The organism is Microbacterium schleiferi, from assembly GCF_038150145.1.
Classification (GTDB): Bacteria; Actinomycetota; Actinomycetes; order Actinomycetales; family Microbacteriaceae; genus Microbacterium; species Microbacterium schleiferi_B.
The window spans coordinates 1-23,344 of the sequence record NZ_JBBWSA010000006.1 but is presented as its reverse complement, the minus strand read 5'-3'; the positions used below and the strand labels follow the sequence as shown (position 1 = coordinate 23,344).

The 23,344-nt window shown below is 66.3% G+C and carries 21 protein-coding genes and 4 pseudogenes; 11 read left to right on the top strand and 14 right to left on the bottom strand.

All coding sequences use genetic code 11. The features are described from left to right. Nucleotide 1: 1 nt before the first annotated feature. A complete protein-coding gene (locus tag AADH62_RS07930; protein WP_341578967.1) occupies nt 2-1,585 on the bottom strand; it encodes an AMP-binding protein in 1,584 nt (527 codons plus the stop codon). A gap of 213 nt (nt 1,586-1,798) precedes the next feature. Here AADH62_RS07930 and AADH62_RS07925 point away from each other — a divergent pair, with 213 nt between their 5' ends. Beyond that, nucleotides 1,799-2,458: a TetR family transcriptional regulator gene (locus AADH62_RS07925; protein WP_341578966.1), complete on the top strand. Its 660-nt coding sequence runs from the start codon at nt 1,799-1,801 to the stop codon at nt 2,456-2,458. A 51-nt stretch (nt 2,459-2,509) separates the two neighbouring features. Here AADH62_RS07925 and AADH62_RS07920 read toward each other — a convergent pair whose 3' ends face one another. The 3 genes from AADH62_RS07920 to AADH62_RS07910 are packed head-to-tail and all read right to left on the bottom strand — an operon-like array spanning nt 2,510 to nt 5,628. Further along, entirely contained in the window at nt 2,510-3,550 is a 1,041-nt protein-coding gene (locus tag AADH62_RS07920; RefSeq protein ID WP_341578965.1) for an NAD(P)H-dependent glycerol-3-phosphate dehydrogenase, read from the bottom strand. 4 nt (nt 3,551-3,554) lie between these two features. Further along, complete coding sequence (locus AADH62_RS07915; protein ID WP_341578964.1) at nt 3,555-4,334, bottom strand: lysophospholipid acyltransferase family protein; 780 nt, start codon at nt 4,332-4,334, stop codon at nt 3,555-3,557. A gap of 4 nt (nt 4,335-4,338) precedes the next feature. After that, nucleotides 4,339-5,628 (bottom strand): UDP-N-acetylglucosamine 1-carboxyvinyltransferase, encoded by a 1,290-nt coding sequence (locus tag AADH62_RS07910; RefSeq protein WP_425355661.1) that lies wholly within the window; start codon nt 5,626-5,628, stop codon nt 4,339-4,341. Here AADH62_RS07910 and AADH62_RS07905 point away from each other — a divergent pair. The 3 genes from AADH62_RS07905 to AADH62_RS07895 are packed head-to-tail and all read left to right on the top strand — an operon-like array spanning nt 5,513 to nt 6,642. Next, the gene (locus AADH62_RS07905; protein ID WP_341579192.1) at nt 5,513-6,013 is read left to right on the top strand and encodes a hypothetical protein; all 501 of its coding nucleotides are present in this window, start codon (nt 5,513-5,515) and stop codon (nt 6,011-6,013) included. The genes AADH62_RS07910 and AADH62_RS07905 overlap by 116 nt on opposite strands. After that, entirely contained in the window at nt 6,010-6,492 is a 483-nt protein-coding gene (locus AADH62_RS07900; RefSeq protein WP_341578963.1) for a hypothetical protein, read from the top strand. The genes AADH62_RS07905 and AADH62_RS07900 overlap by 4 nt, the downstream gene beginning before the upstream one ends. Before the next feature lie 27 nt (nt 6,493-6,519). Continuing rightward, complete coding sequence (locus AADH62_RS07895; RefSeq protein WP_341578962.1) at nt 6,520-6,642, top strand: hypothetical protein; 123 nt, start codon at nt 6,520-6,522, stop codon at nt 6,640-6,642. Nucleotides 6,643-6,645: 3 nt separating this feature from the next. On the opposite strand, the gene AADH62_RS07890 is transcribed toward AADH62_RS07895, so the two are convergent. From AADH62_RS07890 to AADH62_RS07875, 4 genes are all read right to left on the bottom strand, one after another. Continuing rightward, nucleotides 6,646-8,106, bottom strand: a complete 1,461-nt coding sequence (locus tag AADH62_RS07890) for a DUF3488 and transglutaminase-like domain-containing protein (RefSeq protein WP_341578961.1) — start codon at nt 8,104-8,106, stop codon at nt 6,646-6,648. A 171-nt stretch (nt 8,107-8,277) separates the two neighbouring features. Beyond that, nucleotides 8,278-8,661, bottom strand: coding sequence for a sulfate permease (locus tag AADH62_RS07885; protein WP_292726374.1), 384 nt, complete (start codon nt 8,659-8,661; stop codon nt 8,278-8,280). Between the two features lie 541 nt (nt 8,662-9,202). Then, entirely contained in the window at nt 9,203-10,135 is a 933-nt protein-coding gene (locus AADH62_RS07880; protein ID WP_341578960.1) for an acetaldehyde dehydrogenase (acetylating), read from the bottom strand. Between the two features lie 82 nt (nt 10,136-10,217). Then, nucleotides 10,218-11,000, bottom strand: coding sequence for a 2-keto-4-pentenoate hydratase (locus tag AADH62_RS07875; protein ID WP_341578959.1), 783 nt, complete (start codon nt 10,998-11,000; stop codon nt 10,218-10,220). Nucleotides 11,001-11,337: 337 nt separating this feature from the next. On the opposite strand from AADH62_RS07875, the pseudogene AADH62_RS14580 reads away from it, so the two are divergent. The 5 genes and pseudogenes from AADH62_RS14580 to AADH62_RS07855 all read left to right on the top strand — a co-directional run. After that, nucleotides 11,338-11,580, top strand: a pseudogene (locus AADH62_RS14580) (hypothetical protein); the annotation flags it as partial. Nucleotides 11,581-12,224: 644 nt separating this feature from the next. Further along, nucleotides 12,225-12,425, top strand: a pseudogene (locus AADH62_RS07870) (transposase); the annotation flags it as partial. Between the two features lie 181 nt (nt 12,426-12,606). After that, nucleotides 12,607-12,837, top strand: coding sequence for a hypothetical protein (locus AADH62_RS07865; protein ID WP_341579190.1), 231 nt, complete (start codon nt 12,607-12,609; stop codon nt 12,835-12,837). Nucleotides 12,838-12,888: 51 nt separating this feature from the next. Continuing rightward, complete coding sequence (locus tag AADH62_RS07860) at nt 12,889-13,920, top strand: 2,3-butanediol dehydrogenase (RefSeq protein WP_341578958.1); 1,032 nt, start codon at nt 12,889-12,891, stop codon at nt 13,918-13,920. Between the two features lie 96 nt (nt 13,921-14,016). Further along, a pseudogene (locus tag AADH62_RS07855) lies at nt 14,017-14,336 on the top strand (transposase); the annotation flags it as partial. Between the two features lie 203 nt (nt 14,337-14,539). Here AADH62_RS07855 and AADH62_RS07850 read toward each other — a convergent pair. From AADH62_RS07850 to AADH62_RS07825, 6 genes and pseudogenes are all read right to left on the bottom strand, one after another. Continuing rightward, nucleotides 14,540-15,434, bottom strand: a protein-coding gene (locus AADH62_RS07850) for an IS5 family transposase (RefSeq protein ID WP_341578957.1) whose coding sequence is annotated in 2 segments (ribosomal slippage) — nt 14,540-15,082 and nt 15,084-15,434 — 894 coding nt in all. Because the reading frame shifts where the segments join, the coding sequence is not laid out codon by codon here. A 63-nt stretch (nt 15,435-15,497) separates the two neighbouring features. Next, nucleotides 15,498-15,814: pseudogene (locus tag AADH62_RS07845) on the bottom strand (transposase); the annotation flags it as partial. Between the two features lie 113 nt (nt 15,815-15,927). After that, the gene (locus AADH62_RS07840; RefSeq protein ID WP_341578956.1) at nt 15,928-16,470 is read right to left on the bottom strand and encodes a hypothetical protein; all 543 of its coding nucleotides are present in this window, start codon (nt 16,468-16,470) and stop codon (nt 15,928-15,930) included. A gap of 241 nt (nt 16,471-16,711) precedes the next feature. Then, nucleotides 16,712-18,295, bottom strand: a complete 1,584-nt coding sequence (locus AADH62_RS07835) for an AMP-binding protein (protein ID WP_341578955.1) — start codon at nt 18,293-18,295, stop codon at nt 16,712-16,714. Next, complete coding sequence (locus AADH62_RS07830) at nt 18,285-19,877, bottom strand: GMC family oxidoreductase (protein ID WP_341578954.1); 1,593 nt, start codon at nt 19,875-19,877, stop codon at nt 18,285-18,287. Before AADH62_RS07830 ends, AADH62_RS07835 begins: the two co-directional genes overlap by 11 nt. 76 nt (nt 19,878-19,953) lie before the next feature. Continuing rightward, nucleotides 19,954-21,681: an aldehyde dehydrogenase family protein gene (locus AADH62_RS07825; protein ID WP_341578953.1), complete on the bottom strand. Its 1,728-nt coding sequence runs from the start codon at nt 21,679-21,681 to the stop codon at nt 19,954-19,956. Between the two features lie 157 nt (nt 21,682-21,838). Here AADH62_RS07825 and AADH62_RS07820 point away from each other — a divergent pair, with 157 nt between their 5' ends. Then, complete coding sequence (locus tag AADH62_RS07820) at nt 21,839-23,023, top strand: helix-turn-helix domain-containing protein (RefSeq protein ID WP_341578952.1); 1,185 nt, start codon at nt 21,839-21,841, stop codon at nt 23,021-23,023. A gap of 55 nt (nt 23,024-23,078) precedes the next feature. Further along, nucleotides 23,079-23,344: transposase (locus AADH62_RS07815; RefSeq protein WP_425355655.1), on the top strand; the 266-nt coding region annotated here is incomplete at its 3' end.

Here is a 23,344-nt window from a genome sequence, read left to right as displayed (position 1 = left end):
GCTACGACGCCCGCGCCCGCAACTCGTTGCGCAGGATCTTGCCAGACGTGCTCTTGGGGATGGAGTCGACGAACTCCACGACCCTCACCTTCTTGTGCGGTGCGAGGTGTTCCGCGACGAACGCCATGACCTCGGGTGCGGTGAGCTCGACATCGGGCTGGGCGACGACGAACGCCTTCGGAACCTCGCCCGCGTCCTCGTCCGGATATCCGATGACGGCAACATCGGCAATGCTGGGGTGGGTGAGCAGCAGCGCTTCAAGCTCCGCCGGAGCGACCTGGTAGCCCTTGTACTTGATGAGCTCCTTGAGTCTGTCGACGATCCACACGGCGCCGTCGCTGCCGATCCGTGCCACGTCTCCGGTGTGGAGGAACCCATCCGCCTCCAATGTCGTCTCGGTCGCCTCCATGTTGTTGAGGTAACCGACCATGACGTTGGGGCCTTTGACGAGCAACTCGCCAGGCTCCGACAGGCCCGCGTCGGGCAGGTCGACCTCGTCGCCGGTGATGGTGTCGACAATCCTGGTCTCAACATTCGGCACCGCCAACCCGATCGAGCCGACGGAGATGTCCTCCCTGGCACGGGGGATGACATGCGAGATGGGGCTCATCTCGGTCATCCCGTACCCTTGCAGGACCCGCACTCCCAAACGGCTTTCGAGCGCACGCCCGAGAGCCTCATCCAGTGCCGCAGCGCCGGAGAGGATGACCTCCAGGCTGGAGAGGTCGTACTGGTCCACGAGGGGATGCTTCGTGAGGGCGACGGCGATGGGTGGTGCGATGAACACGTAGGTGCACTTCTCATCCTGGATGAGGCGCAGGAACTCCGGCAGGTCGAAGCGGGGCTGGGTGACGACCCGCGCTCTGGCCTTCAGAGAGAGGTTCAACAGCACCGTCATGCCGTAGATGTGGAAGAAGGGCAAGACCGCCAACACCGTGTCCTCCGCTGACACCACGACCAACGGCCACGACTGCGCAACGTTCGCGACGAGGTTGCGGTGGGTGAGCATCACCCCCTTGGGCTTTCCCGTCGTCCCCGATGAGTAGGGCAGCACCGCGAGGTGAGTGGCGGGACTGAAGGAGATGTCCGGCGCGGGATGCCCCGAGGACAGAAGATCGGCAGCACTTGCATAGCCCTCGGCCCCATCCATCACGATGATCTGATCGGGCTCGAAACCTGCCGCGGCGGCACCGGCGGCGACCGCTGGCAGCAGTGGCGAAACGGTGATGATCAGCTTCGCACCGGAATCTGTCAGCTGGTTTGCGATCTCTTCGGGGGTGTAGAGCGCATTGACCGTCGTCGCCGTGGCCCCGGCGCGGAGGATCCCGTGGAAGGCGGTGACAAAGGCGGGCGAGTTCGGGGCCTGCAGCGCGACGACGTCGCCGACTCCGATGCCCCTGGCGGCGAGTGCGCCGGCGAATGCGTCGACCTGCTGCCGCAGTGCAGCATAGGTCAGTGATGCGCCACTGGGTCCGTCGACCACGGCGACGCGAGCGGACTCCTCGTCCGTGAGGCTGCCGAAGATGAAGTCATAGACGCTCACATCCGGGATTTCGATATCGGGGTAGATGCTCTTGATCGTCACGCCTGGTCCTCTCGATCTACATTGGTCGATTTCGTACGTCTACCGACATCCAGCGGGTCACCCGCTACTGGCGCGATGGTCCCGCCGTGCGGGATCAGCCCCGCGGGGAGCGGTCCGTCATCGAAACTGCTCGCACGCCATCCTGTCAGAGACTCAGTCTTAGGCAACCGAGACCCAGTGTCAACTGATGTTTCGGGCGAGTATTCTCGGCTCATGCACAGCACCCTGGGAGACTCCACGATCCGAGAGACACTTCGGGTGTTCCGCGAGAAGGGATTCGATGCGACAACCGTTGAAGATCTCGCAGAAGCGAGCGGCATCAGCCGCGCAACCTTCTTTCGACGTTATGGCTCGAAGGTGGATGTGCTGTTCGCCGATCACGACACCCTCCTTGAAGGGGTCGAGGATCTCTTGGCACGGTCGTCCGGTGATCCTCATGCCGTCATCTGCGACGCCGCGGAGTACGCGCTCGGCCAGCTGCTCGCGGACCCTGATGTCGCGCGAGCGCGGTATGCGCTCGTTCGTACGGTTCCCAGCCTGCGCGACCGGGAGATCCTGAGCATCCGGCGCTATGAGCTGCTGTTCGTCCAGTACCTGCGGCGGACTGTTCCCGAGGGGGACCCGGACCTGGCGGCCGGGTTCGCTGCGGCGGTCGTCGCGGTGCACAATGCTGCCCATAGGGAGTGGCTGAGCGGTGACTCCGACATCTCCCCGGAGTCTTTGGGGGTTCGGGTTCGCCGGATTGCGGCGCGGTTCCGCGAGCCGGATTCGAATCGGGCAGCCGGCGGGCATGTCATCGCGGTGCGATTCGATGACGGTGCCCCGCGTGGTCACGTGCTCGCGCGCCTGGCGGAACTGCTCGACGAGACCTGAGCAGACCCGGCTCGATGTGCCGGCTGCAACGTCGGGGACGACGCCAGGCGCCTACTCGACCAGGATCGCGGCTTGGTCGCTGTCGGTGGTCAGATGCGGTGCGATGTCCTTCGGCGCCATGGTGCCGGCGAGCACTTGGGCGACCTGGAGCACGATCGGCATGTCCACGCCCTTCGCCTCGGCGAGTTCGAGCACCGGCGCGACGGAGGCGAGGCCCTCTGCCGTCTGCTTCATCTGGGCGACAACCTGATCGAAGCTGAGCCCCTGGCCGAGCAGCCTGCCCGCCGTGTTGTTGCGCGAGAGCGGGGACTCGCAGGTCGCGATGAGATCGCCGAGGCCGGCGAGCCCGGCGAGGGTCTCCGCACGGCCGCCGTAGGCCACGGCGAAGTCGGTCATCTCGACCAGCCCCCGGGTGATGATCGACGCCTTGGTGTTCTCGCCATAGCCGACGCCGTCGACGATGCCGATCGCCACCGCGATCAGGTTCTTCAGCACCCCGCCGAACTCGGTGCCGGCGACATCGGTGTTGACGAAGGTGCGGAAGTAGCGGTTGGTGGCGACCTGGGCGACGAAGGCGGCCGTGGCGAGATCGTTCGAGGAGACCACGGCCGCCGTCGGCTGCTCCTTCGCGATCTCGAGCGCGAGGTTGGGTCCGGACACGACCGCGACCTGGTTCTGGTCGATCTCGAGCTCCTGCAGGATCACCTCGCTCATCCGGAAGCGGGTGCCCTTCTCGACGCCCTTCATCAGGCTCACGACGATCGCGTCTCGCGGAATCAGTTCGCGCACGATCCGCAGGTTCTCCCGCAGCGACTGACTCGGAATCGACAGGAAGACGATCTCCGCGCCATCCATCACATCGGGCAGGCGCGAGCTCGACCAGAGGTTCATCGGAAGGTTGATTCCCGGGAGGTAGTCGCTGTTGCGCTTGGACTCGAAGATCTCGCGGGCCAGCTCAGGACGCCGGGCCCAGAGGGCGACATCCGCTTGCCCGTCGGCAAGGATCTTCGCGAAGGTGGTGCCCCAGCTCCCAGCCCCGAGCACGGCGACGCGACGCAGGCCGGGTTGCGGCAGGCGGATCGGGATCGTCATCGTGCTAGTCAAAGTGCCCGGTCTCCGTCTGGTTGTGCTCGGCGGGGTCCCACAGCCGCTCGGGCGGAGGCTCATCGCGCAGGTCGGCGAGCAGGGCGGTGATCGCGAGCATCACCGATGTCGTCGCCGCGGTCAGTGCGGCAGAGTCGAGCGGGCGACCGGCATAGGCGCTGAGGTCGATCGGCGCACCGAACTTGATCTGCACGGTCTTGCGCGGGAACAGGCTGATCTTCTTGCCGTAGGGCTGCATGACCTTGTGGTCGCCCCAGTGCGCCACCGGCACGAGCGGAAGGCCGTTGTCGATGGCGAGCCTGACCGCGCCGAACTTGCCGCGCATCGGCCAGAGGTCCGGTTGCCGGGTCAGCGAGCCCTCCGGGTAGACGACCACGGCCAGTCCCTCGTCGCTCAGCTTCCTGCTGGCGGTGAGCGGATCGTTGCCGCGCACCGATCCGCTGCGCTCCACCGGCACCTGCCCGATCTTGCGCAGTGCCCAGCCCAGGACGGGGATGGCGAACAGCGAGGCCTTGGCCAGGAAGTGCGGCGGCCGGCCGAGCTTCCACATCGCGTAGCCGATCAGCACCGGGTCGAGCTCGTTGATGTGGTTGGGCGACACGACCACCGCGCCGGACTTCGGCAGGTTGTGGCCGTCGATCAGCTCCAGCTTGACGATGGCCGCCATGGGCGGGATCACGATCCCGGCGACGATGCGGAAGAACGGGGTCTTCTCCGACCTGCGCTTCGGCGCCCGCCCCTGCCGCGACTCTGCGGCGCCGGCCGTCCCCACGGGCTCAGGCCTCGAAGACGAAGTCCGCACCGAGGACTTCCAGCTTCTCGATGAAGTGCTCGTAGCCCCGGCTGATGATGCCGACGTTGCTGATCGTCGACTTGCCTTCGGCGCGCAGCGCCGCGATCAGATAGCTGAAGCCGCCACGCAGGTCGGGCACGTGCACGTTCGCTGCGTGCAGCGGTGTCGGACCGGTGATCACCGCCGCCTGCTCGAAGTCGCGGCGGGCCACGCGGCGCGGATGGTCGGGCAGACCGTTCTTGTGCACGACGATGTTCGCGCCCATCTCGTTGAGGGCGTCGGTGAAGCCGAAGCGATCCTCGTACACCGTCTCATGCACGATCGAGACACCCCTCGCCTGGGTCAGGGCCACGATCAGCGGCTGCTGCCAGTCGGTCATGAACCCCGGATGCACATCGGTCTCGATGGTCACCGGCTTGAGCTCGCCGCCCGGGTGGTAGAAGCGGATGCCGTCGTCCTCCACGTCGAACGCTCCCCCGACCTTGCGGAACACGTTGAGAAAAGTCATGAGCTCGCTCTGGCGGGCACCCTGCACGAAGATGTCGCCCTCGGTGACCAGCGCGGCCGCCGCCCAGCTGGCGACCTCGTTGCGGTCGAAGAGCGCGCGGTGCTTGTAGCCCTCGAGCCGGTCGACCCCCTCGATGAGGATCACCCGGTTCGGCTCGACCGAGATGATCGCGCCCATCTTCTGCAGGATCGCGATGAGATCCATGATCTCCGGCTCGATCGCCGCGTTGGTCAGCTCGGTGGTGCCCTTCGCCCTGACGGCGGAGAGCAGCACCTGCTCGGTGGCACCGACACTCGGGTACGGCAGGGTGATGTCTGCACCGTGCAGACCGTTGGGCGCCGTGATGTAGATGCCCTCGTAGCTCTTCTCGACGATGGCGCCCATCGCTCGAAGCGCGTCGAGGTGGAAGTCGATCGGCCGGTCGCCGATGCGGCAGCCGCCGAGGTCCGGGATGCGCGCCTCGCCGAGCCGGTGCAGCAGCGGGCCGCAGAACAGGATCGGGATTCGGCTGGAGCCGGCGTGGGCGTCGATCTCGGCGAAGTGCGCCTTCTCCACGTTGCTGGTGTCGAAGCTGAGCTCTCCGGTGGCGGTGTCGGTCACGGTGACGCCGTAGACCTCGAGCAGGCCGCGTACCACCTGCACGTCGCTGATGAATGACCAGACGCGCCGATTGGCCGCCGCCCTGCTCCTGGGGCTCGCTGCACCGACACTCGCCGGATGCTCCCCCGAGCAAAGTGCGATGAACGAGGACGACGGCAGGGCGATCGAGGCCGCAGTCGCCGGCGCCGTTCCCGACGCTGCAGGAGCCTTCGCGAGCTTCACCTGGTCGGGGGCGCCGAACACCCAGAGCATCCTGGTCCGGGTCTACGTCGACCAGACCGATCCCGCCTTTCTCGCCGCCACGGCCGAGACGACCTTCGAGACGGTCTGGAGGAACGCGATCAGGGAGCCGAGCTCGATCTCCTTCCAGGCGGCACAGGGCTCTCGTCCGTCCCAGCCGGCGAGCGACACCCTCGGCAACCTCGATCTCGCCCCGCTCGCCGAACAGTTCCCAGAGGCGCACCTCGGGATCGCCGGCCAGATCCTCAAGCTCAGTCGCGAGGAACTGGCCGACCGCTACGGCCCGTGGTCGGGCAAGGACGCCGAATGACCGGCACCGCCGTCGCTCTTCCCGAACTGCGGTTCCGCCTCCCCGGGGCATGGTGGCAGGTGCCGCTTCACGACCATGAGACCGCGAGGGTGAGCGTGCGTGACCTGGTCCGTCGCCAGCTCGGCCGTTCCGACGAACTCGCCGGTCTGCGCGGAGAACTGAGTCGTCGTCTCCTGGACGGTCTCGAGCGGGCGATCGACGGCGACGGGCTCAGCATGCAGATCGCGCTGTCGATAGTGCCGCAGGTTCCCCTTCCCGCGCACTTCACGGTGTTCCTGCCGGAGATCGGCATGACCCCGGCGATCGGCACCTCCGCCGCCGCGGTGATGGGGGTGCTGGAGAAGACCTTGACCGCCGGCGGCAAGATCGACGCGACGGCCCACCGGTTCGGCATCCGCGAATCCGAGGTGCTGCGCACGCACCGCGTCCGTCTGCCCCAGGAACCGGATGAGACTCCCCCCACCCTGATCGCCGACTAATGGGTCACGGTCCCCCGTTCCAAGCGCGTGCTGCTCATCACCTTCAGCACCGGACTGGTGGACATCGGCGACGAGATGCTCGGCCTGTTCGACTCGATCATCGCCGCGAGCTACTGGAAGTCGACCAACTCGCTGCTCAGCGCCCGGTGAACTTCAGCGCCCGATGAGCGGCAGCCGCGACCAGATCGACGGCGGCACCAGATCGGCGAAAGCTCTCGTTCTCGGCGACGCTGCGGTCCGCAGCGCGGAGATCGTCGCATCGAGGTCGGCGACGATGCCGGGCTCCGCTGCCAGTCCCTCCCGCGAGTAGCTCTCCCGCTCGACGGCGACCACCAGGCGCTCGAGCGACTCGTTCCTGCTGCCGGGTAGCAGCGCCCCCGCCATCTCGGCCGGCGTGAGGGTCGGCGGCACCTGGACGCGCAGATCCTCCGCTGTCTGCAGCAGTTCCCGCCAGGCGAGCGTCGGCGGCGCGAGCCCGCGGCGGAGTCTGCCCCGCCGCCGCAGCCGCTGAAGCCGGCGGGTCAGCGCCGGGACGGCCGCCGCCAGGAGCAGCACGAGCACCGCGATGACGGCCCAGATCCACGCTGAAGGGCCACCCGTTCCGGCCTCGGCGTCAGAACCCGCGTCGTCGGGAGCGGCGCTGGGCGCCGCGGTCGGCGCCGCGCTCGGGGCGGCGCTCGCCGTGGGGGCCGGGGACTCCTCGCCGGGGCGGGACGGGGCATCCGCTGCCCCCGGTTCCGCGTAGCCGGGGACGTCGCCCCGGCTGACCGTCGGTTCGAAACGCAACCAGCCGAGCCCGTCGATGTAGAGCTCCGGCCAGGCGTGCAGGTCGCGGTTGGTGACTTCGAATGCTGACTCGCCCTCCCGCGTGACCCGGTCGCCTGGCAGGAAGCCGACCGCGATGCGCGAGGGGATGCCGATGGTTCTCGCCATCACCGCCATGGCCGAGGCGAAGTGGATGCAGTAGCCGGACCGCTCCTCGAGGAAGGTGGCGACGACGCCGACCCCGGTGCCGTCATAGCCCTCGTCGACCGGCGCGGTCTCGGAGTACTCGAAGTCGCCGTACCTGAAGTAGTCCTGCAGGGCGACGGCCTTCTCGTATGCGGTTTCCGCGCTGCCGGTGACGTCCAGCGCGGCCAGCGTGACGCTCGGCGAGAGGCGGGCAGGCAGGTCGAGGAACCGGCCAACCGTATTCGGAGTCGAGACGCCGGCCTCGGTCAGCTGTTCGGGGCTGGGGTCGGGGGTGAGACTCGTCACCCGGTATTCTTCGCCGGCCGAACCGTCGCTCCGGCTCGAGATCGCCAGGTTGCCGCGGCTCCAGCGCCACGAGTCGTCGACCCCGTTGACCGCTGTCGTCGGGTACGGCACCGGCAGCCATGGGCTGTCCAGTGAGAGGATGCGGATGTCGCTGCTCTCCCTCACGACGGCGACCCCCTCGGCAAGCCCCGGTGGAGACGGAAAGCTGTCCAGCGTATTGCCGGAGGCCGGAGCGGCGCTGCTGGGTTCCCAGTCGGCGCCATCGAAATCGTCGACCGTCGTGAGGCGCAGGTACTCCGCCGAGCGGGACTCCGAGCTGTACTTCGGAGTCTGATTCCGGGAGGCCCTCAGAGCCACACTTCCGGTCTCTGAGCCCAGCAAATTGCTGAGCCCCAGGCGGCAGATGCCGTCTGGGGCTCAGTCTACCTCTGGACGTTTACGGACGGCTACGGGGAGTAAACGGACAGGTTTTCGGACAGCGCGCGGGGCCGCTCTTGCAGTGCCGTTGGCGATCCCGATGCGTCCGGGTCAGAGTCGCGTCGCGGCGAGAACGGGAAGGTCGCCGCCCGCCGCGTAAGCCGCCGACTCGCGCTCAACGATTCGGCGGTCGCGCCGCTCGGTGAGGCGAGCCCGGATCAGGACGACGAGCGTGATCGGCCCGTTGACGACGAACTTCAGTGCGTTCCAGATGAACAGCAGCACGAGCAGGTTCAGCCACCCCGGCCCGCCGTCGGCGATCCAGACGGTCAGCAGCCACGCGCCGAGCAGATACGGCACGGCGATGAGCATTGCGGGCACGCCCCACTTCAGTCCGCGGCGCGTGCGCAGCGCGCTGAGCAGGATGTTCGTCGGCATGTACGTCCGCAGGAACAGCCGAACCCGGATGCTGAGATTCCAGAGCAGTCGGAGCATGATGTCCGCCTCCTGAGAGGGTGCGTAGCTCCGCCGAGGAGATAGATCATGTGGTGAGCGTCCCGAGAGGACCGTCGCAAGCGACCTAGAAATCGTGGCTACTACCTCGACACCCAGGGTACGCCTGACCTCGGACACACGGAAGGGCAGCTACAGGCGTGGCGCGGATACCCCGACTGCGCTGACCGTGGACTCCGGTTCTGCTGCGCGTGCCGCGAGCTGTTGTGCGCGCAGGATCGCGGCGCGTGCTCGCATGGCGTCTGTGCGCTGCCGGGCGTCGTCGCCGATGAGTCCGAGCGCGCTGGTCTCGGTGATGCCGTAGGTGTCGCGGTAGGCCGCGACGGTGCGCGCCTCGCGTCGCCATATCGCGGCAAGCTGCGGATCGGCGGGCTTTGGGCCGAGTTCCGCGGCCCATGCCTCACCGGGACACCCGCCTCGTCGAGCGCCCGGACCGTGTCGACGACCTGCTGGGTGGTGAAGCGGTGGCTCATCGCGTGCGAGCCGTCCCGCAGAGTGGTGTCGGTGATGCGCAGCTCGCGAGTCATGCGGCCTGCCCCTTCCTGGTGATGCGGTCCGCCGCGATCAGGTCGCCGACGCGGGTCGCCGCAGCCGTGATGATGTCGAGGTTGCCCGCGTAGGGCGGGAGGTAGTCGCCGCGTCCGCGCACCTCGCAGAAGACCGCGACGCGGGCGAGTCCGTTCCACGTCTCGCGCGGGGTGTCGAACTGCGGCGCGGACTTGAGCTGGTAGCCGGGCACGTACTCCTGGACCGTGGCGACCATCTGCTCGATGGACTCCACGACGCGGTCCTGGAGCTCCCCGGGCTCGGCCGCCTCCGCCGGGATCGCGCAGAACACGGTGTTGCGCATGATCATCGGCGGATCGACGGGATTGAGGATGACGACCGACTTCCCGCGCTCCGCACCGCCGACGGCCGACAGGGCGCGCGAGGTGGTCATCGTGAACTCGTCCAGGTTGGCGCGCGTACCGGGGCCGGCGGACTTCGACGAGATCGACGCGACGATCTCGGCGTAGGAGACGGGGACGACACGACTGACCGCGTGGACGATCGGAGTCGTGGCCTGCCCGCCGCAGGTGATCATGTTGACGTTCGTGCTGGCGAGGTTGAACTCGAGGTTGACCGGGGGGCAGACGTACGGGCCGATCGCAGCGGGCGTGAGGTCGATCGCGGTGATGCCGGCTTCCCGGTAGCGCTCCGCATTCGCGCGGTGCGCCTTGGCGCTGGTCGCCTCGAACACGATGTCGGGCAGCTCGGACTGGGCGAGCAGCCAATCGACGCCGCCATCGCTGGCCTCGATGCCGAGCCGCCGTGCGCGCGCGAGCCCCTCCGAGCTCGGATCAACGCCGATCATGTGCGTCAGTTCGAGGTTCTGCGCATGTCGCATCACCTTGAACATCAGGTCGGTACCGATGTTGCCTGGGCCGACGATCGCTGCGGTGAGTCGTTCTGCCATGGTGTGGCTTCTCCTTCGAGTGGGCGTCAGGTGTCACTCGCTTCCGCGACACGGAGGCGACGGGGTGGGATTCGGGCGGCGGTCAGGCGAACGGGGCGGTGATCTCGCCGAGGTCGGAGTAGCGCGCCGTGATGACGTCGCCGACGGATACGGGAAGGGATCTTGTGATCGATCCCGGCAGCACCGTCGCGCCGGCCTCGAGCGCGACGCCCCGCTCGCCGAGGGTGTTCGCCAGCCAGACCAGGGCATTCAGCGGGGACCCCAGAACGGCCGCTCCCGCACCGGTGGCCACGATCCGGCCGTTGCGCAGCAGGATGCACCCCATCCCGCGAAGATCGAGACCGTCGAGACGTCGGGCTCGCGAACCCAGGACGACGGCGCCGCTGGATGCATTGTCGGCGACGGTGTCGAAGAACCCGATGCGCCAGTCGCTGATGCGCGAGTCGATCAGCTCGAGTGCGGGAACGACCCAGTCGATCGCGCGCACGGCGTCGGCGAGGCTGACTCCGGGCCCGCGCAGCTCGCGCCCGAGGATGAATGCGATCTCGGGCTCGACCCGCGGCTGGAGGAATGCGCCCGTGTCGATCGGGGTGCTCTCCGGCAGGAACATGTCGTCACGCAGCACGCCGAAGTCCGGCTGGTCGACGCCGATCTGCTTCTGCATCGCGCGGCTCGTGAGCCCGACCTTGTGGCCGCGGATGACCGCCCCCGATGCGCGCCACTCGTCGATCTGCAACGACTGGATCGCATACGCGTCGTCGAGCGTCATCGTGGGGAACCGCTCGATGATCGGGTCGATCGGCGCCCGCGTCCGGTACGCGTCGAGAAGGCGGATCGCCTCGTCGCGGCGCTGCGTGTCCTCCATTGCTCCTCCTCGAACAAGTAGCGCTGCGGTGAACAAGTACCACTACGGTGCGGTTGGTGACGATGACCATGTCATCAGCGAGGAGACTCTCCCAGCAAGGGGGCGGTTCCGATCAATGAGACTCGATGCCAAAGAGCAGCTCTGTGGCAAGACCGCGCGGCATGCACGTCCGCAGTGCCGCCGCGACCCGCAACCCCGCCCGCACCGCGCCCATCGCCGAGGCTGGTCGCCTCGGACCGCCTGAGAGCGGAGGCCAGTGCCTCGACCTCGGGGTCTGTCGGGAAGTTCGTGTGTGAGGGGTTCGGCGTGATCGGCGCGGCGTGAGCCGCGCGGGAAGATGAGTCACGCGACGAACACCGCTACGACGTTGACAACTGACGCTACGACGTTGACAACTGAAGAGGGCGAGCAGGTTGATCCGCGAACAGGCGAGATCCTGCCTCCACCGCCTGATGTGACGGCCGTGGCAGACCAGTTGGTCGCTACCGCGCGCGAGCAGGGCATCGATCTGACCGGCCCGAACGGGCTGCTGACCGGGCTGACCCGTCAGGTGCTGCAGTCCGCGCTTGAGGCAGAGCTGAGGGCCGCTTGGGCCCTTCGACGACCTCGAGGTAATCCGACGCGAGTCCGGGATGCCGACCATGAGGTTCGCTTCCCAAGTCGGCATTCCGCTTCGCACCTACCGACGCCACCAGGCCCGGCCTCGGGACGGTCGACCGCCGAAGGGTCCTTGGCCGGCGCCAGTTCGCTCCGCGCACCGCGATGTCGTCCTCGCGCACGCGACCGCGCACCCGGCCTGGAGTCACCGAAAGGTCTGGGCGATGGTCCGTCACGACGGCTATCGGCTCTCCCAGTCCACCGTCGCCCGGCTGCTGGACGAGGAAGGCCTGCTGCTGAAAGCCGACTACCAGCGGGAGCGCCGCGAACTCGCGAAGGCCCGCAAGGCCGCGTTCACCGCGCCGCCGACTGGGCCGAACCAGGTCTGGCAGCTCGACTTCTCCGAATACGAGACCGCTCACGGCGGCACCTGGCGGGTCGCCGCGGTGATCGACCTACTGGTCCAAATACGAGTTCGCCTGGCACCGGTCACCGACCGCGAACCAGCACGACGCGATTCAGGCCGTCGAGCTCGCCCTCACCGAAGCGCAACGTCTCCTCGGCAACGCCCCGCTGCTGGAGCACCCGACAGACCCGGACTCCGGCGAGGTCGTCCCGATCACGCTCGTGACCGACAACGGGAGTGCGTTCCGGTCCTTCCGCTTCGGCGCGCTCATCACCGCTCGGCCCGAACCGCGTCACATCCGAACCCGGGCCCAAACCCCCGGGCAGAACGGCGTTGGAGAGCGCGGCTTCCAGACGCTGAAATACGAGCGTCTCTACCGCGAGGAGATCGATGACGCCCTCGACCTCGTCCGCATCGGCGACGAGCACCGCGTCGAGTTCAACACGATCCGCCCGCACGAGGCCTTGGCCTGGAACCGCCCGCTCGATGTCCACCTCGGTCTCGCCGACCCCCGGATCCCCAACTTCCCCGAGGCCAAAAGAGTGCCAACTACTCGACACGGGACACTTGCACCGGCACTATGCAGAGGCGCAGAATGTCCGAATGGTGATCATCGAGAACTCGCGCGTGCTGAAGGCTCTCGACGCGGATCTTCGAGAGAGCCGCGGCAGCATCAGGTACCGACTAAGGCGGGCCGAGGAGATCCTCGGCCACGATCTCGGAACCGACCTGAGTTCACTCCACACCGCACTGCTCGCCGCCGACCTGGTGGGCGGCGGGCTCTCCCCGGAACGCACCGCAGAGAACGAGCGGGCACTTGCATCGTACCCGTAATCGGGCCGGTGCCGATGACCTATCGAAGAACTCGGACAAAGGAGCAGGATCATGAAGGCAGCGGTTTTTCACGGAACAGAAGACGTGCGGGTGGAAGAGGTGCCCGAGCCGACTGTCGGGCACGAGGACGTTCTCATTGAAGTAGAGCGGACCGGCATCTGCGGCACCGACCTCCATGAGTATCTTGGGGGCCCGATCTTCGCAGTGCCGGGGACGACACTAGGTCACGAATACTCCGGCACGATCGTCGAACTCGGCAGCGAGGTACGAGGTTTCGCAGTGGGCGATCGTGTCGCTGGCGTCGGCGTGACAGGCTGCGGTGTCTGTTACCTCTGCCGTCATGGATTGACCGGCATCTGCGACACGCCAACCTTCATAGGGTTGCGCAGTCCAGGCGCGCTGGCACCTCTCGCCGCAGTACCGGCAAGCGCGCTTTTTGTTGTACCGGAGAACCTATCGCTGACCGAAGCCGCTCTCGTCGAGCCACTGGGCGTCGCTTTCCACGCGGTGCGTCGCGGGAGGGTCGCGGCGGGCGAGAGCGTGTACATCGCTGGTGCCGGTCCGATCGGACTGGGCGTGCTGCAGTCGGCTCGCGCCGCAGGCGCGAGCGAGATCATCGTCAGCGAGGTGTCTCCCCGTCGCCGACAGGCCGCACTCGAGCTCGGGGCGACGCGGGTCATTGACCCCACCACCGAAGACGCCGTATCGGTCACCCAATCCCTCACTTTCGGTCGAGGTGCCGACGTCGGCTTCGACACAGCAGGAGTTCAGGCGGCGTTCGACCCTGCGATCGCCGCCACTCGCAAGCGGGGGCGCTTCGTGGTCGTCGCCGCATGGGAACGCCCGGCGAGCTTTGAGATGACCGCTCCCCTGCTTCGTGAACTCGAGCTCGTCTTCACTTTCTGCTACGAAGCAGAAGAAGAGATTCCGCAACTGCTCAAACTGATGGCGCGCGGACAGATCAAGGCGTCCCCGATGATCACTAGCCAGATCGACCTCGCATCGATCGTTTCGGGGGGCTTTGAGGAGCTCCGGAACAACCGCGACGAACAGGTCAAGATCCTCGTCGACCCGTCGATCTGACCCGATCGCTGCGGCGACGTGCCCGGCTAGTACTACGGTCGCGCTTGCGAAATTGAGTCAATTCGTCGTCCATCGGGGTCACGGTGTGAACCCCCGGTCGTCGGTGCGGACTGGGGGCAACCGTCCCCGTCCCGGACGACGCATCGAAACGGCTACCGGCACCGCGACCTGGACATCCGTGCCGGGACAATCGATGTCGCGATCCCAATGCTGCGGCAGGGCCACCTACTTCCCGGAGTGGCTGCTCGAGCGGCGGAAGCGTTCCGAGGCGGCGCTGATCACGATCATCGCCGCCTGCTACCTCGCCGGGGTCTCCACGCGTCGGATGGACAAGCTCGTGGAAGACCCTCTGGATTCACGCGCCGTCGAAGTCGCAGGTGTCGCGGATGGCGGCCGGGCTGGAGGTCCGGCCCGAGGTAGCGGCGTCCTTCCTGATACAGAGAGCGAGGTTGGTCGCTGACACCTTCATCGCGCTCAGCGCCTGACACGAAGGATCAGCCGTTACACCACCTCCAGGGACTTGACCCCGGGTCAGGCTCCCCATCGCACGATGGCTCACCCACGCCCAAGACGCCGGGACCGCCAAGAACTTCACACCACTCGCCGGGACGTCACCGGCCTAGGGCGTGTCTCCTAAATGTTGGGTCCAGGCGATGACGGCGGTGAAGACGGCTGCTGATCGATAGACGGTGGCGAGTTTGTCGTAGCGGGTCGCGATGCCGCGCCACTGCTTCAGGGCCGCGAGGCGGCGTTCGACGACGTTCCGGTTCCGGTAGTCGTCGCGGTCGTAGCTGACGGGTCGTCCGCCTCGGGAGCCGCGCCGCAGTCGGTGGCCGATCTGGTCCGATGGTTGTGGGATGACCGCCTGGATGCCGCGGTCGCGCAGGTGCTGGCGGATTGCTCGCGACGAATAGGCCTTGTCGCCTCGTACCCGGTCGGGTCGGGTCCTGGGGTGACCGGAGGGACGTGCCACGCGCAGTTGTTCCAGCAGCGGGATCAGCATCGGCGAATCCCCGGACTGCCCCGGCGTCACCGCAATCACCAGCGGCAGGCCGCGACCGTCGACCAGGTGGTGGAGCTTGGTCGACAGGCCGCCACGGGAGCGGCCGAACCCGTGATCAGGCGGCTCGGCCAGCAGATTCTTGTAGTCCGACGAAGCCCCCTGTGACGCGGGTGATGTTCGTCGCGTGCTGATGGGCGCGAGCGATCGTGGAATCCACCGACACCGACCAGTCCACCTTGCCCGCCGCGTCAGCACGGGCCAGCAGCAGTGCGTGGATGCGATCCCACGTGCCATCGCCGGCCATCCGCCGATGCCACTTCCACGCCGTCTGCCACGGCCCGAACACCGCAGGAAGATCCCGCCACGCGATCCCGGTCCGATAGCGATACACGATCGCCTCGACCATCGTCCGCGCGTCCGAGAACGGACGACCCTTCCGACCGGTCGGCCCGGGCAGGAACCCGCCGATCAGATCCCACTGAGCATCAGAGAGCAACTGGAAACGCGACACCGCTCCAGCATCCGCGCATCAGCACCCAGATTTAGGAGACACGCCCTAGATTCAGCCGCCGTTGCGCTTCTTGACGATCTTCGGCTCGAATGACCCCTCACGGTCTCTGGGGACGTCGATCTCGACCGGGCCGACCTCGGTCAGCATATCTTGGACCTGGTGCCGTTGCGCGCGTTCTCGCCGACCGTCGATGCGTGCTTCTCGTATCCGAGGTGCTCTGTCACCCCCGGCTCGAGCGCGGTCTCCAGCACCCATTTCGTGAGCCCGTTCGGCAACCCGTCGGGGCCGATCAAGTCGACGCCCTGTTCCTTCGCCTGCTTCAGCAGCTGCTCCGCGAGCTGCTGCTCGTCGATGATCTCTCCCGTCACAGGATCGATCATCTCGATAACACCGGTCATCGCCCGTCCTTTCGGTCAGGCCAGACCAGATCCACCGTTGGTCGGACAGCCCCAGTTCTGATGCGTTCCTGCGTGACCGGGCGATCGCGATCGGATCACGTGGGAACACTCATCTCGCGTAGGAGGGTCGGCAGCGTGCGCTGCACGAAGGGCGACTCCTCGAATTGGCTCTCCGGGTTGCCGTCCAGCACCCATGCCTCGAAGGATCGCTCATAAGTGTCGATGATCACACGGACCGCGAGCGGCGGCGGCCAAGCGAACTTCCGGCCCAGCACGACCATCAGGTCTTCGAACACCCCCGCGAGTTCGGCAGCGAATCGCCGGTCGCCCGCGACCGCCGCGTTACCGTGGCGCCCGTCGCGGAGTGCTCGAAAGCGTCGTTCGGCGCGGATCGTCAGGCCGGCGCAGTCGAGTGGCCAGGACGCGGCGAGCGCTTCGGCTGCCTGGACGAACACCGCGTCGCCCGATCCGACCGGGCGAAATCGAGCGATGCCGGCCTTGAGCCGATCGGCGCACTCCGACACGAGGATTCCGTTCACCTCGTCGAGGAGATCGTCGTCCGTCGGAAGCAAAGTGCGGAAGGCATGAGGGTGCAGTCCGATCTGCGCGCAGACATCGGCGATGAGTTCCGGCGACACACCCCGCCCTGCTGACAAGGCAACGCGAGCCGCACGCGCAACACGTTTGACAGTGCGGTCACGATGGGCCGGTGCGCGGCGCGATGAGACGTCCGTTGGACGAGACCTCTCGGAAATCTGCACGATTGGCCTCTCCTCGCGGTCGGGTGGGCCGCTGGGTCGAAGTTGCGCCAGGCATCCAGCAGGCCAGGCCCCTCATCACTGCGTCAGCCCCTCGACGGCACGATCGATGTTCGTCGTCTCAATCTTTGCGTACCCGGAGGTCCTTCCGGAGGATCTTACCCGAAGTCGACTTGGGGATGGAGTCGATGAACTCCACGGCGCGGACCTTCTTGTACGGTGCAACGCGGTCGGCGACGTACTCGATGACCTCGATGTCGGCGAGCCCGCTGTCCGGCGCTGGCACGACGAACGCTTTGGGTACCTCTTCGCCGTCTTCATCGAGTATCCCAATCACGGCGGCATCCATCACCTTCGGGTGCGATAGCAGCAACGCCTCGAGTTCGGCCGGGGCCACCTGGTACCCCTTGTACTTGATGAGTTCCTTCGCCCGGTCGACAATCGCGAACCACCCCGCGTCGGAACGGACGGCAATGTCCCCGGTGCGCAAGAAGCCGTCTGCCGTGATCGCCTGCGCGGTCTCGTCGTCACGCCCTAGGTAGCCGAGCATGACGTTGGGTGCTTTCACCCACAACTCCCCCGGACGGGTGAGACCCTGCTCGTCCGTCTCGACGATCTCTTCCCCGGTCTCGACGTCGACCAGCATGCAAACGGTGTTGGGAACGGGCACGCCGATCGATGATCGCGGGATGTCGTCACGGTCATCCGGGATGACGTGTGACACCGGGCTGAGTTCGCTCATGCCGTAGCCCTGCCGAACCCGAGCGCCGATCCTTGCGGCCGCGCGTTCTGCGGTAACAGCGTCAAGCGGCGCCGCGCCCGAGAAGATTGTCCGCAGGCTCGAGATGTTGTACTCATCGACCATCGGGTGCTTCGCCAAGGCGACCATGATCGGGGGAGCCACAAAGACAAAGGTGCACGCGTGTTGCTGAATGAGTTCCAGGAATCGCATGAGTTCGAACCTGGGCATTGTCACGAGCGCTGCGCGGGCGCGCAACGCAAGATTAAGCAGGACGGTCATGCCGTAGATGTGGAAGAACGGCAGCACCGCCAATACCCGATCCTCCGCCGAGACGTCGATCACAGCACGACACTGCTCGACGTTCGCGACCAGGTTTCGGTGGGTGAGCATGACTCCCTTAGGTGTTCCGGTCGTTCCTGAAGAGTAGGGCAGCACGGCGACGTGGGTCGCGGGATCGATGTCGACCCGCGGCGCAGTTCTGGCCTCGGCCAGCAGGTCGGAGAGGTCAGGGTGGCCCGGCGCTCCGTCCATCAGAATGAGCCGATCCGCGCCGATCCCGACCGCCGCGGCCGCATCCTCTGCGTTGTTAAGAAGCGGTGCAACTGTGAATAGCAGGGTCGCGCCCGCATCACGCAGCTGCTTCTCGATTTCCGGCGCTGTGTAGAGCGCGTTGAGCGGGGTCACGGTACCCCCGGCGCGCAACACTGCGTGGAAGACGGTCCCAAAAGCGGGGACGTTCGGACTCAGCAGGCCGACCACAGTGCCCTCTCGGACCCCGCGCGCGGCGAGTGCGCCAGCCAGCGCATCGACATCGTCCCTCAGCTGACCGTAGCTGGTCGGTGCCCCGGAGTCAGGATCGATGAAAGCAACCCGTTTGAGGTCTTCCTCCAAAAGGCTCCCGAAGAGGTGGTCGTAGATGCTCACTTCGGGGATCTCAACGTCGGGGTACGGACTAGGAAACACGAGAAGCTCCTTTGCGGGCATTCTCAACAACGCTACGACGAATGAATTGCGCTGCCTTTTCCCCAATGACCACGGACGGAGCATGCGTGTGCCCCCGGATGATCTCGGGCATGATCGACGCGTCGGCGACTCTCAGGCCGTGTACACCACGTACGCGTAGCTCCGGGTCGACGACCGATCCCTCGTCAGAACCCATGCGCGCCGTGGACGTCGGGTGATACAGCGTGTGCGAGAGCGTGCTAATCGCGACCTCCGCCCGCTGTTCCGGTTCGAGCGTTTCGCCGTTCTCGGGCGCGATGTAGTGGGCCCCAATGTGCCCACTCATGGCATCCGTGGCGAGAATGCGTTCGCAGATGCGTACACCTTCTAGCTGCCGAGCACGGTCCGCTCCACCCGGGTCAGTGAGATAGCCAGGGTCGATGAGCGGTGCGCTGAAGGGATCGGCGTCGGCGAGGGTCACCGAGCCTCGGCTCTCCGGCAGCAGCAGGATGCTGCCGATCGTGAGACCGTGACCGGGGATGCCCTCAAGCCCTTCCTTCACGTATGCAGCCGGCGCGGCGAGGATCTCAATGTCCGCGTGCTCAAGACCCGGATCGGTCTTCACGAACCCGTACGACTCGGCGACGTTCGACGTGAGCATGCCCATCTGTTCGGTGCCGTACTTCTCGAGCTGTTCTGGTGTCATTGCATCGAACAGGGTGTCCTCGAACGCCTCACGAGTGAGGAAGGTCACGAGATGATCGCGCATCTGCCGACCCACGTCCTGCGAGTCGACCAGCACGGGGATGCCGAGCTTGTCGAGATCGTCTGCCGGGCCAATTCCTGAGCGCAGCAGGATGGTCGGCGTGTTCACCGCACCGGCGGCGAGGATGACCTCTGCATCGGCGACCACCTCGCGCCACAGTCCGTCCGTGTGGTAACGGACCCCGGTGGCGCGCTGCCCGTCGAAAAGCACCCGGTCGACATGGGCTTCGGAGAGAACGGAGAGATTCTCGCGGCCCGCGGCGGCATCGAGATAGCCGCGCACGGAGTTCCAGCGCGCACCACCGCTTTGTGTGACCAGAGTCTGAGTGAACCCTCCAGGCTCGGGCTTGTTCGCCTCCTCAACCGGATACCCGGCTTCCTCGAAAGCCCGCAGAAAGGCCGCTGTGTGGCTGCGTGGGTCCCGCTGCGCAGACACGGTGATGCCGTTGTCGGCGAACAGCGGTGCCAGCGCTTCCCACGACCATTCGGGACCGGCCAGTTCGGCCCAGTGGTCGTAGTCGGCGGCGAAGCCGACCACCCACATCATGGCGTTCATTGACGAGGAGCCGCCGAGGACCTTGCCGCGTGGCCAGTAGATACTGCGGCTGTCGAGTTGCCGCTGCGGGGTGGTCTGGTAGTTCCAGTCCGCGTCCGACTTGAATAGCTGCGAGAAGGCGACCGGAATCTGCACCTCTTGGCGCTGGTCGGTTCCACCGGCCTCCAGCAACAGCACCGTCGTCTCGGGATCCTCGCTCAGCCGGGCGGCGACGGCGCAGCCTGCGGAACCAGCGCCGACGACGACAAAGTCATAGCGCTCGGGGGTGGGATGAGTGGACATACGCGATCTCCTATTTTGCAGTGGGGGTGAAGCTTCGTGACTTGGTGAGTGGGTGAGGTGATCGGAATAGGTCCGGTCAGGCACGGAACGCGGACAGGAAGATACCTGGCAGTTTCGCCCACGACGGATGAGCCGCGTACCCAGCCAGGAGACGCCCCGTGGTGTGCGCGGAGCGGGCGGTGGAGAACCACGGCGCCTTCGGGAACAGCGAGAACTCCCCGCCCGCGATCGACCGGGGGAAAGGCCGGAAGGCACCCTCGACCACTGTGCGTTCAACATCGTCCAGCAGCAGTGCGTTGTGAACGATCCCGGTTCCGCTCTGAATGTCGTCGATCGTAGCGCCCGGGTATGCTCCCCAACTGGCAGTGGCGGTGAGGAAGCCCAGACCCGTCCAGGTGTTGATCGCGACCGTGCCGTACCGCAGCTCGGCGATAAGGTCATCAAACGCTTCGCCGACGCGACGGCGGGTGCGCGGGTCGATGAGGACATTGACCCCGAGGGTTCCCGCGAGCTTCTCGTTGGCATGCTCAACTGCGGCCCGGAGGAACTCCGAGCCCGTTCCGGGCACGGAGACGACGCCGAGTACTGGCGCAAAGAACTCGGTCTGCTCGAGTGCGGTGGCGTCCTCACCGGCCGGGAGATCGATCAGCGCACGACTGCCATCGGGCCCGACGCGCTGCATGCTGGGATACACGTCGCACGCTTGTGCGAGCCGTTCCTCTCCTCGCGGGTACCAGACGGGACGAGGACGCAGCTCCGCCAGCACCCGCTCGACCTCAGCGACGAACTCGTCACGCTGGCTCCAATCGCTGCTCACGATTACCACCTGGCCAGCCACACAGTTGTGTCCCGAGTTATGCATCCGCATGGTTACCACGTGCTCGGCCTGGAATCTCAGGTCCGCCTTGCTCCACCGGCCTGGAACGACGATCACCGGCGAAACCCCGCCCAACTCGCTCGTGATCGGCACGGTCAGCCGCGGTTCGCCACTCGCGCGGCGGCGCCCGGCCTCCTCCCCCGTACCCCAGACAATGGCATCGTGTGTGGCGGCGCTGCCGGTGATGTGAACGTGCGAGACACCCGCGTGCGAGGTCAAGTACTCACCGACCTCCGCCCCGCCGGTTACGATGCGCACGAAACCCTCCCGGATCAGCGGCGCCAGCGCCGCGCTCAGCACCGGTTCCAATCGCCCCAGCACCGGGTTCAGCTTCAGGATCACCGAACGGTTCGACGCGACCAGCTCATAGAGCACATCAAGAGGTGCAATCGAAGTGATGTTGCCCGCGCCCAGCACCACTCCTACACCCGCGCTGACGCCAGTCCGGTCCAGTGCACCGAGGCCAGCTCGCGCCTTCGCCTGCTCCGCACTAATTCCCGGCCGAAGCCACACGCCAGCGGTGAAGCCGTGCATCAGCGTCCATTGCTGCACCGAGCGAGGCAGTGCATTCACGACCACTCGGTCCCCAGTGGCCTGACCCAGGCGGTCGCGCCCAATCGGACTCTTACCCTGAGCCAACGCCGACAGCGTGTGAGCAAGCGTGCCCGCGCCTGCCAGGACCGCATATGGTCCGGAGATCCACTCCTCACCGGCGTACGGGTCCTCGAAGTTGATTCCCTTGATCTCGCACGCCAGACGCACCCATTGCTCCGCGACACCCTCAGCCGTCTCGTGCACCTCTGCCAACAGCTCAGCTCGTCGCGTCAATGGGAGAACAGCCCAGGCTTGAGCGCCGACCGCCAAATCTGTGATCAACTCATCGATTCGCGCAGGAACGATTTCATCTAGCTGCTGCAGGTCCGACATTCTTCTCTCCTTCGAGCACGAGCCGGTTTCTCACGCAATCTTGCGGGTTGTCTAGGCGTCCCACCAGAGGCGGCCGCCCAGTCTTCGCAGGAGTTCCCTTGTGCACACGCACATGGGAACTCCTGCGAAGGGGCAGAGCTAGGGGCTACGCTCAAGCATGGACAGAACGACGTCGGAGATTCGTCCACTCACACCCCAGGCCCACGGGTTGTCGTTTCTCACACACATCGATGAACGACGGAGCACCCTGGTTGACCGCATCGTGGAAGCAATCCTGCGAAACGAGCCGGTCTACCGCGATCCCGAACTTCAGTACGATCTCAGTGACATTGTCGACCAGAACCTCAAAGAGATCCTCAAGGAGTTGCGAGGCGGCCCACCGAGCCTGAGTCCCGCAAGGCGTGCGGGCCGCACCAAAGCCGAGAACGGCATTCCGATGGCGAGCCTCTTACACGCTTACCGACTCGCCGGCATCACGCTCCTCCATGAGGTCGACGAAGTCACGCGGAGCACCGGCGAGACTGATGCCGCCATGGCGACCACCGCGAAGCTGTGGGAGGTCTTGGATCACCTCTCAACCGCTGCGGTTGAGGCCTACCGCGAAGTCATCGACGAGAGCGAACGCCGCAGCGAGCAAGGACGTCGCGTTCACTTGCTGGCATTGCTCTCGGGAATGGCCCCGCATCCGACGGACTCCCTGCGGATCCTCGGACTGCCCGACACTGGTTGGTACACAGCACTTGCGTCGTCGCTCGGAGGAGGCGGTGACGATCCGGAACCGCGCTACACGAGCGCACAAGAGTTCGCGGCGATCGTTTGGGCACAAGATGTCGGGATGCACATTGGCTTGGCGGGAGCCTCCACGCTCGAGAACCTTGAGGCAGCTCTCGCCGCCATAACGGCCACCACCGTCGTACCAACGGGCGCCAGTCATCCCTTCGAGCATGTCTCCCACCTCCCGCGCGCAGCTGATCAGGCACGCAGTGCGCTTCGCTGTCTGACTCCCGGCGAACACGGGCTGAGTCTCTACGGTGATCGCCCGATTGAGCTGACGCTCATCTCGAATCCCGATCCTGTTCGTTATCTCATCCGCGAAGTCCTGGGAGGAGTGCTCTCGCTGGATTCCAGCGGAGCGAACGCGCTGCTCGACACCCTGGACGCGTGGCTCGATGCGGGCGGGTCCACCGCGGCGGCCGCGAATGCACTCCATTGCCACAGGAACACCGTGCTCTACCGCCTGCAACGTATTACTCAACTCACTGGACGCCGTATCTCCCATCCAGCCGAGTCGGCTGAACTCATCATCGCCCTACGCGCCTTGCGCCTACACGGTCAGGAATGAAGGGGACTGAACCGGCACCGGTTTGACGCCGCTTCCTTTCGAGTCTGGAAGGAAGATGATCACCATGCCGAAGAGGATCCCGGAGGAGACGAAGCAGCGTGCGATTCGGCTCGTGCTCGATCACCTCAATGAGTACCCGAACCTGACGGCTGCGTGCGAGACGGTCTCGCAGCGGCTCGGGTTCGGGGCTGAGAGCCTGCGCCGGTGGGTGCGGCAGGCGCAGGTCGACAGCGGGGCTCGTGAGGGCGTGACCACCAGCGAGCTTGAACGGATTCGGCGGCTCGAGCGGGAGAACCGGGAGCTGCGCGAAGCGAACGCGAT

What these genes read in the sequence shown, in the direction of transcription:
- AADH62_RS07925 (WP_341578966.1), top strand. Translation starts at nt 1,799, where the DNA reads ATGCACAGCACCCTGGGAGACTCCACGATCCGAGAGACACTTCGGGTG.
- AADH62_RS07920 (WP_341578965.1), bottom strand. Translation starts at nt 3,550, where the DNA reads ATGACGATCCCGATCCGCCTGCCGCAACCCGGCCTGCGTCGCGTCGCC.
- AADH62_RS07905 (WP_341579192.1), top strand. Translation starts at nt 5,513, where the DNA reads ATGAATGACCAGACGCGCCGATTGGCCGCCGCCCTGCTCCTGGGGCTC.
- AADH62_RS07900 (WP_341578963.1), top strand. Translation starts at nt 6,010, where the DNA reads ATGACCGGCACCGCCGTCGCTCTTCCCGAACTGCGGTTCCGCCTCCCC.
- AADH62_RS07885 (WP_292726374.1), bottom strand. Translation starts at nt 8,661, where the DNA reads ATGCTCCGACTGCTCTGGAATCTCAGCATCCGGGTTCGGCTGTTCCTG.
- AADH62_RS07880 (WP_341578960.1), bottom strand. Translation starts at nt 10,135, where the DNA reads ATGGCAGAACGACTCACCGCAGCGATCGTCGGCCCAGGCAACATCGGT.
- AADH62_RS07875 (WP_341578959.1), bottom strand. Translation starts at nt 11,000, where the DNA reads ATGGAGGACACGCAGCGCCGCGACGAGGCGATCCGCCTTCTCGACGCG.
- AADH62_RS07865 (WP_341579190.1), top strand. Translation starts at nt 12,607, where the DNA reads ATGGTGATCATCGAGAACTCGCGCGTGCTGAAGGCTCTCGACGCGGAT.
- AADH62_RS07860 (WP_341578958.1), top strand. Translation starts at nt 12,889, where the DNA reads ATGAAGGCAGCGGTTTTTCACGGAACAGAAGACGTGCGGGTGGAAGAG.
- AADH62_RS07830 (WP_341578954.1), bottom strand. Translation starts at nt 19,877, where the DNA reads ATGTCCACTCATCCCACCCCCGAGCGCTATGACTTTGTCGTCGTCGGC.
- AADH62_RS07825 (WP_341578953.1), bottom strand. Translation starts at nt 21,681, where the DNA reads ATGTCGGACCTGCAGCAGCTAGATGAAATCGTTCCTGCGCGAATCGAT.
- AADH62_RS07820 (WP_341578952.1), top strand. Translation starts at nt 21,839, where the DNA reads ATGGACAGAACGACGTCGGAGATTCGTCCACTCACACCCCAGGCCCAC.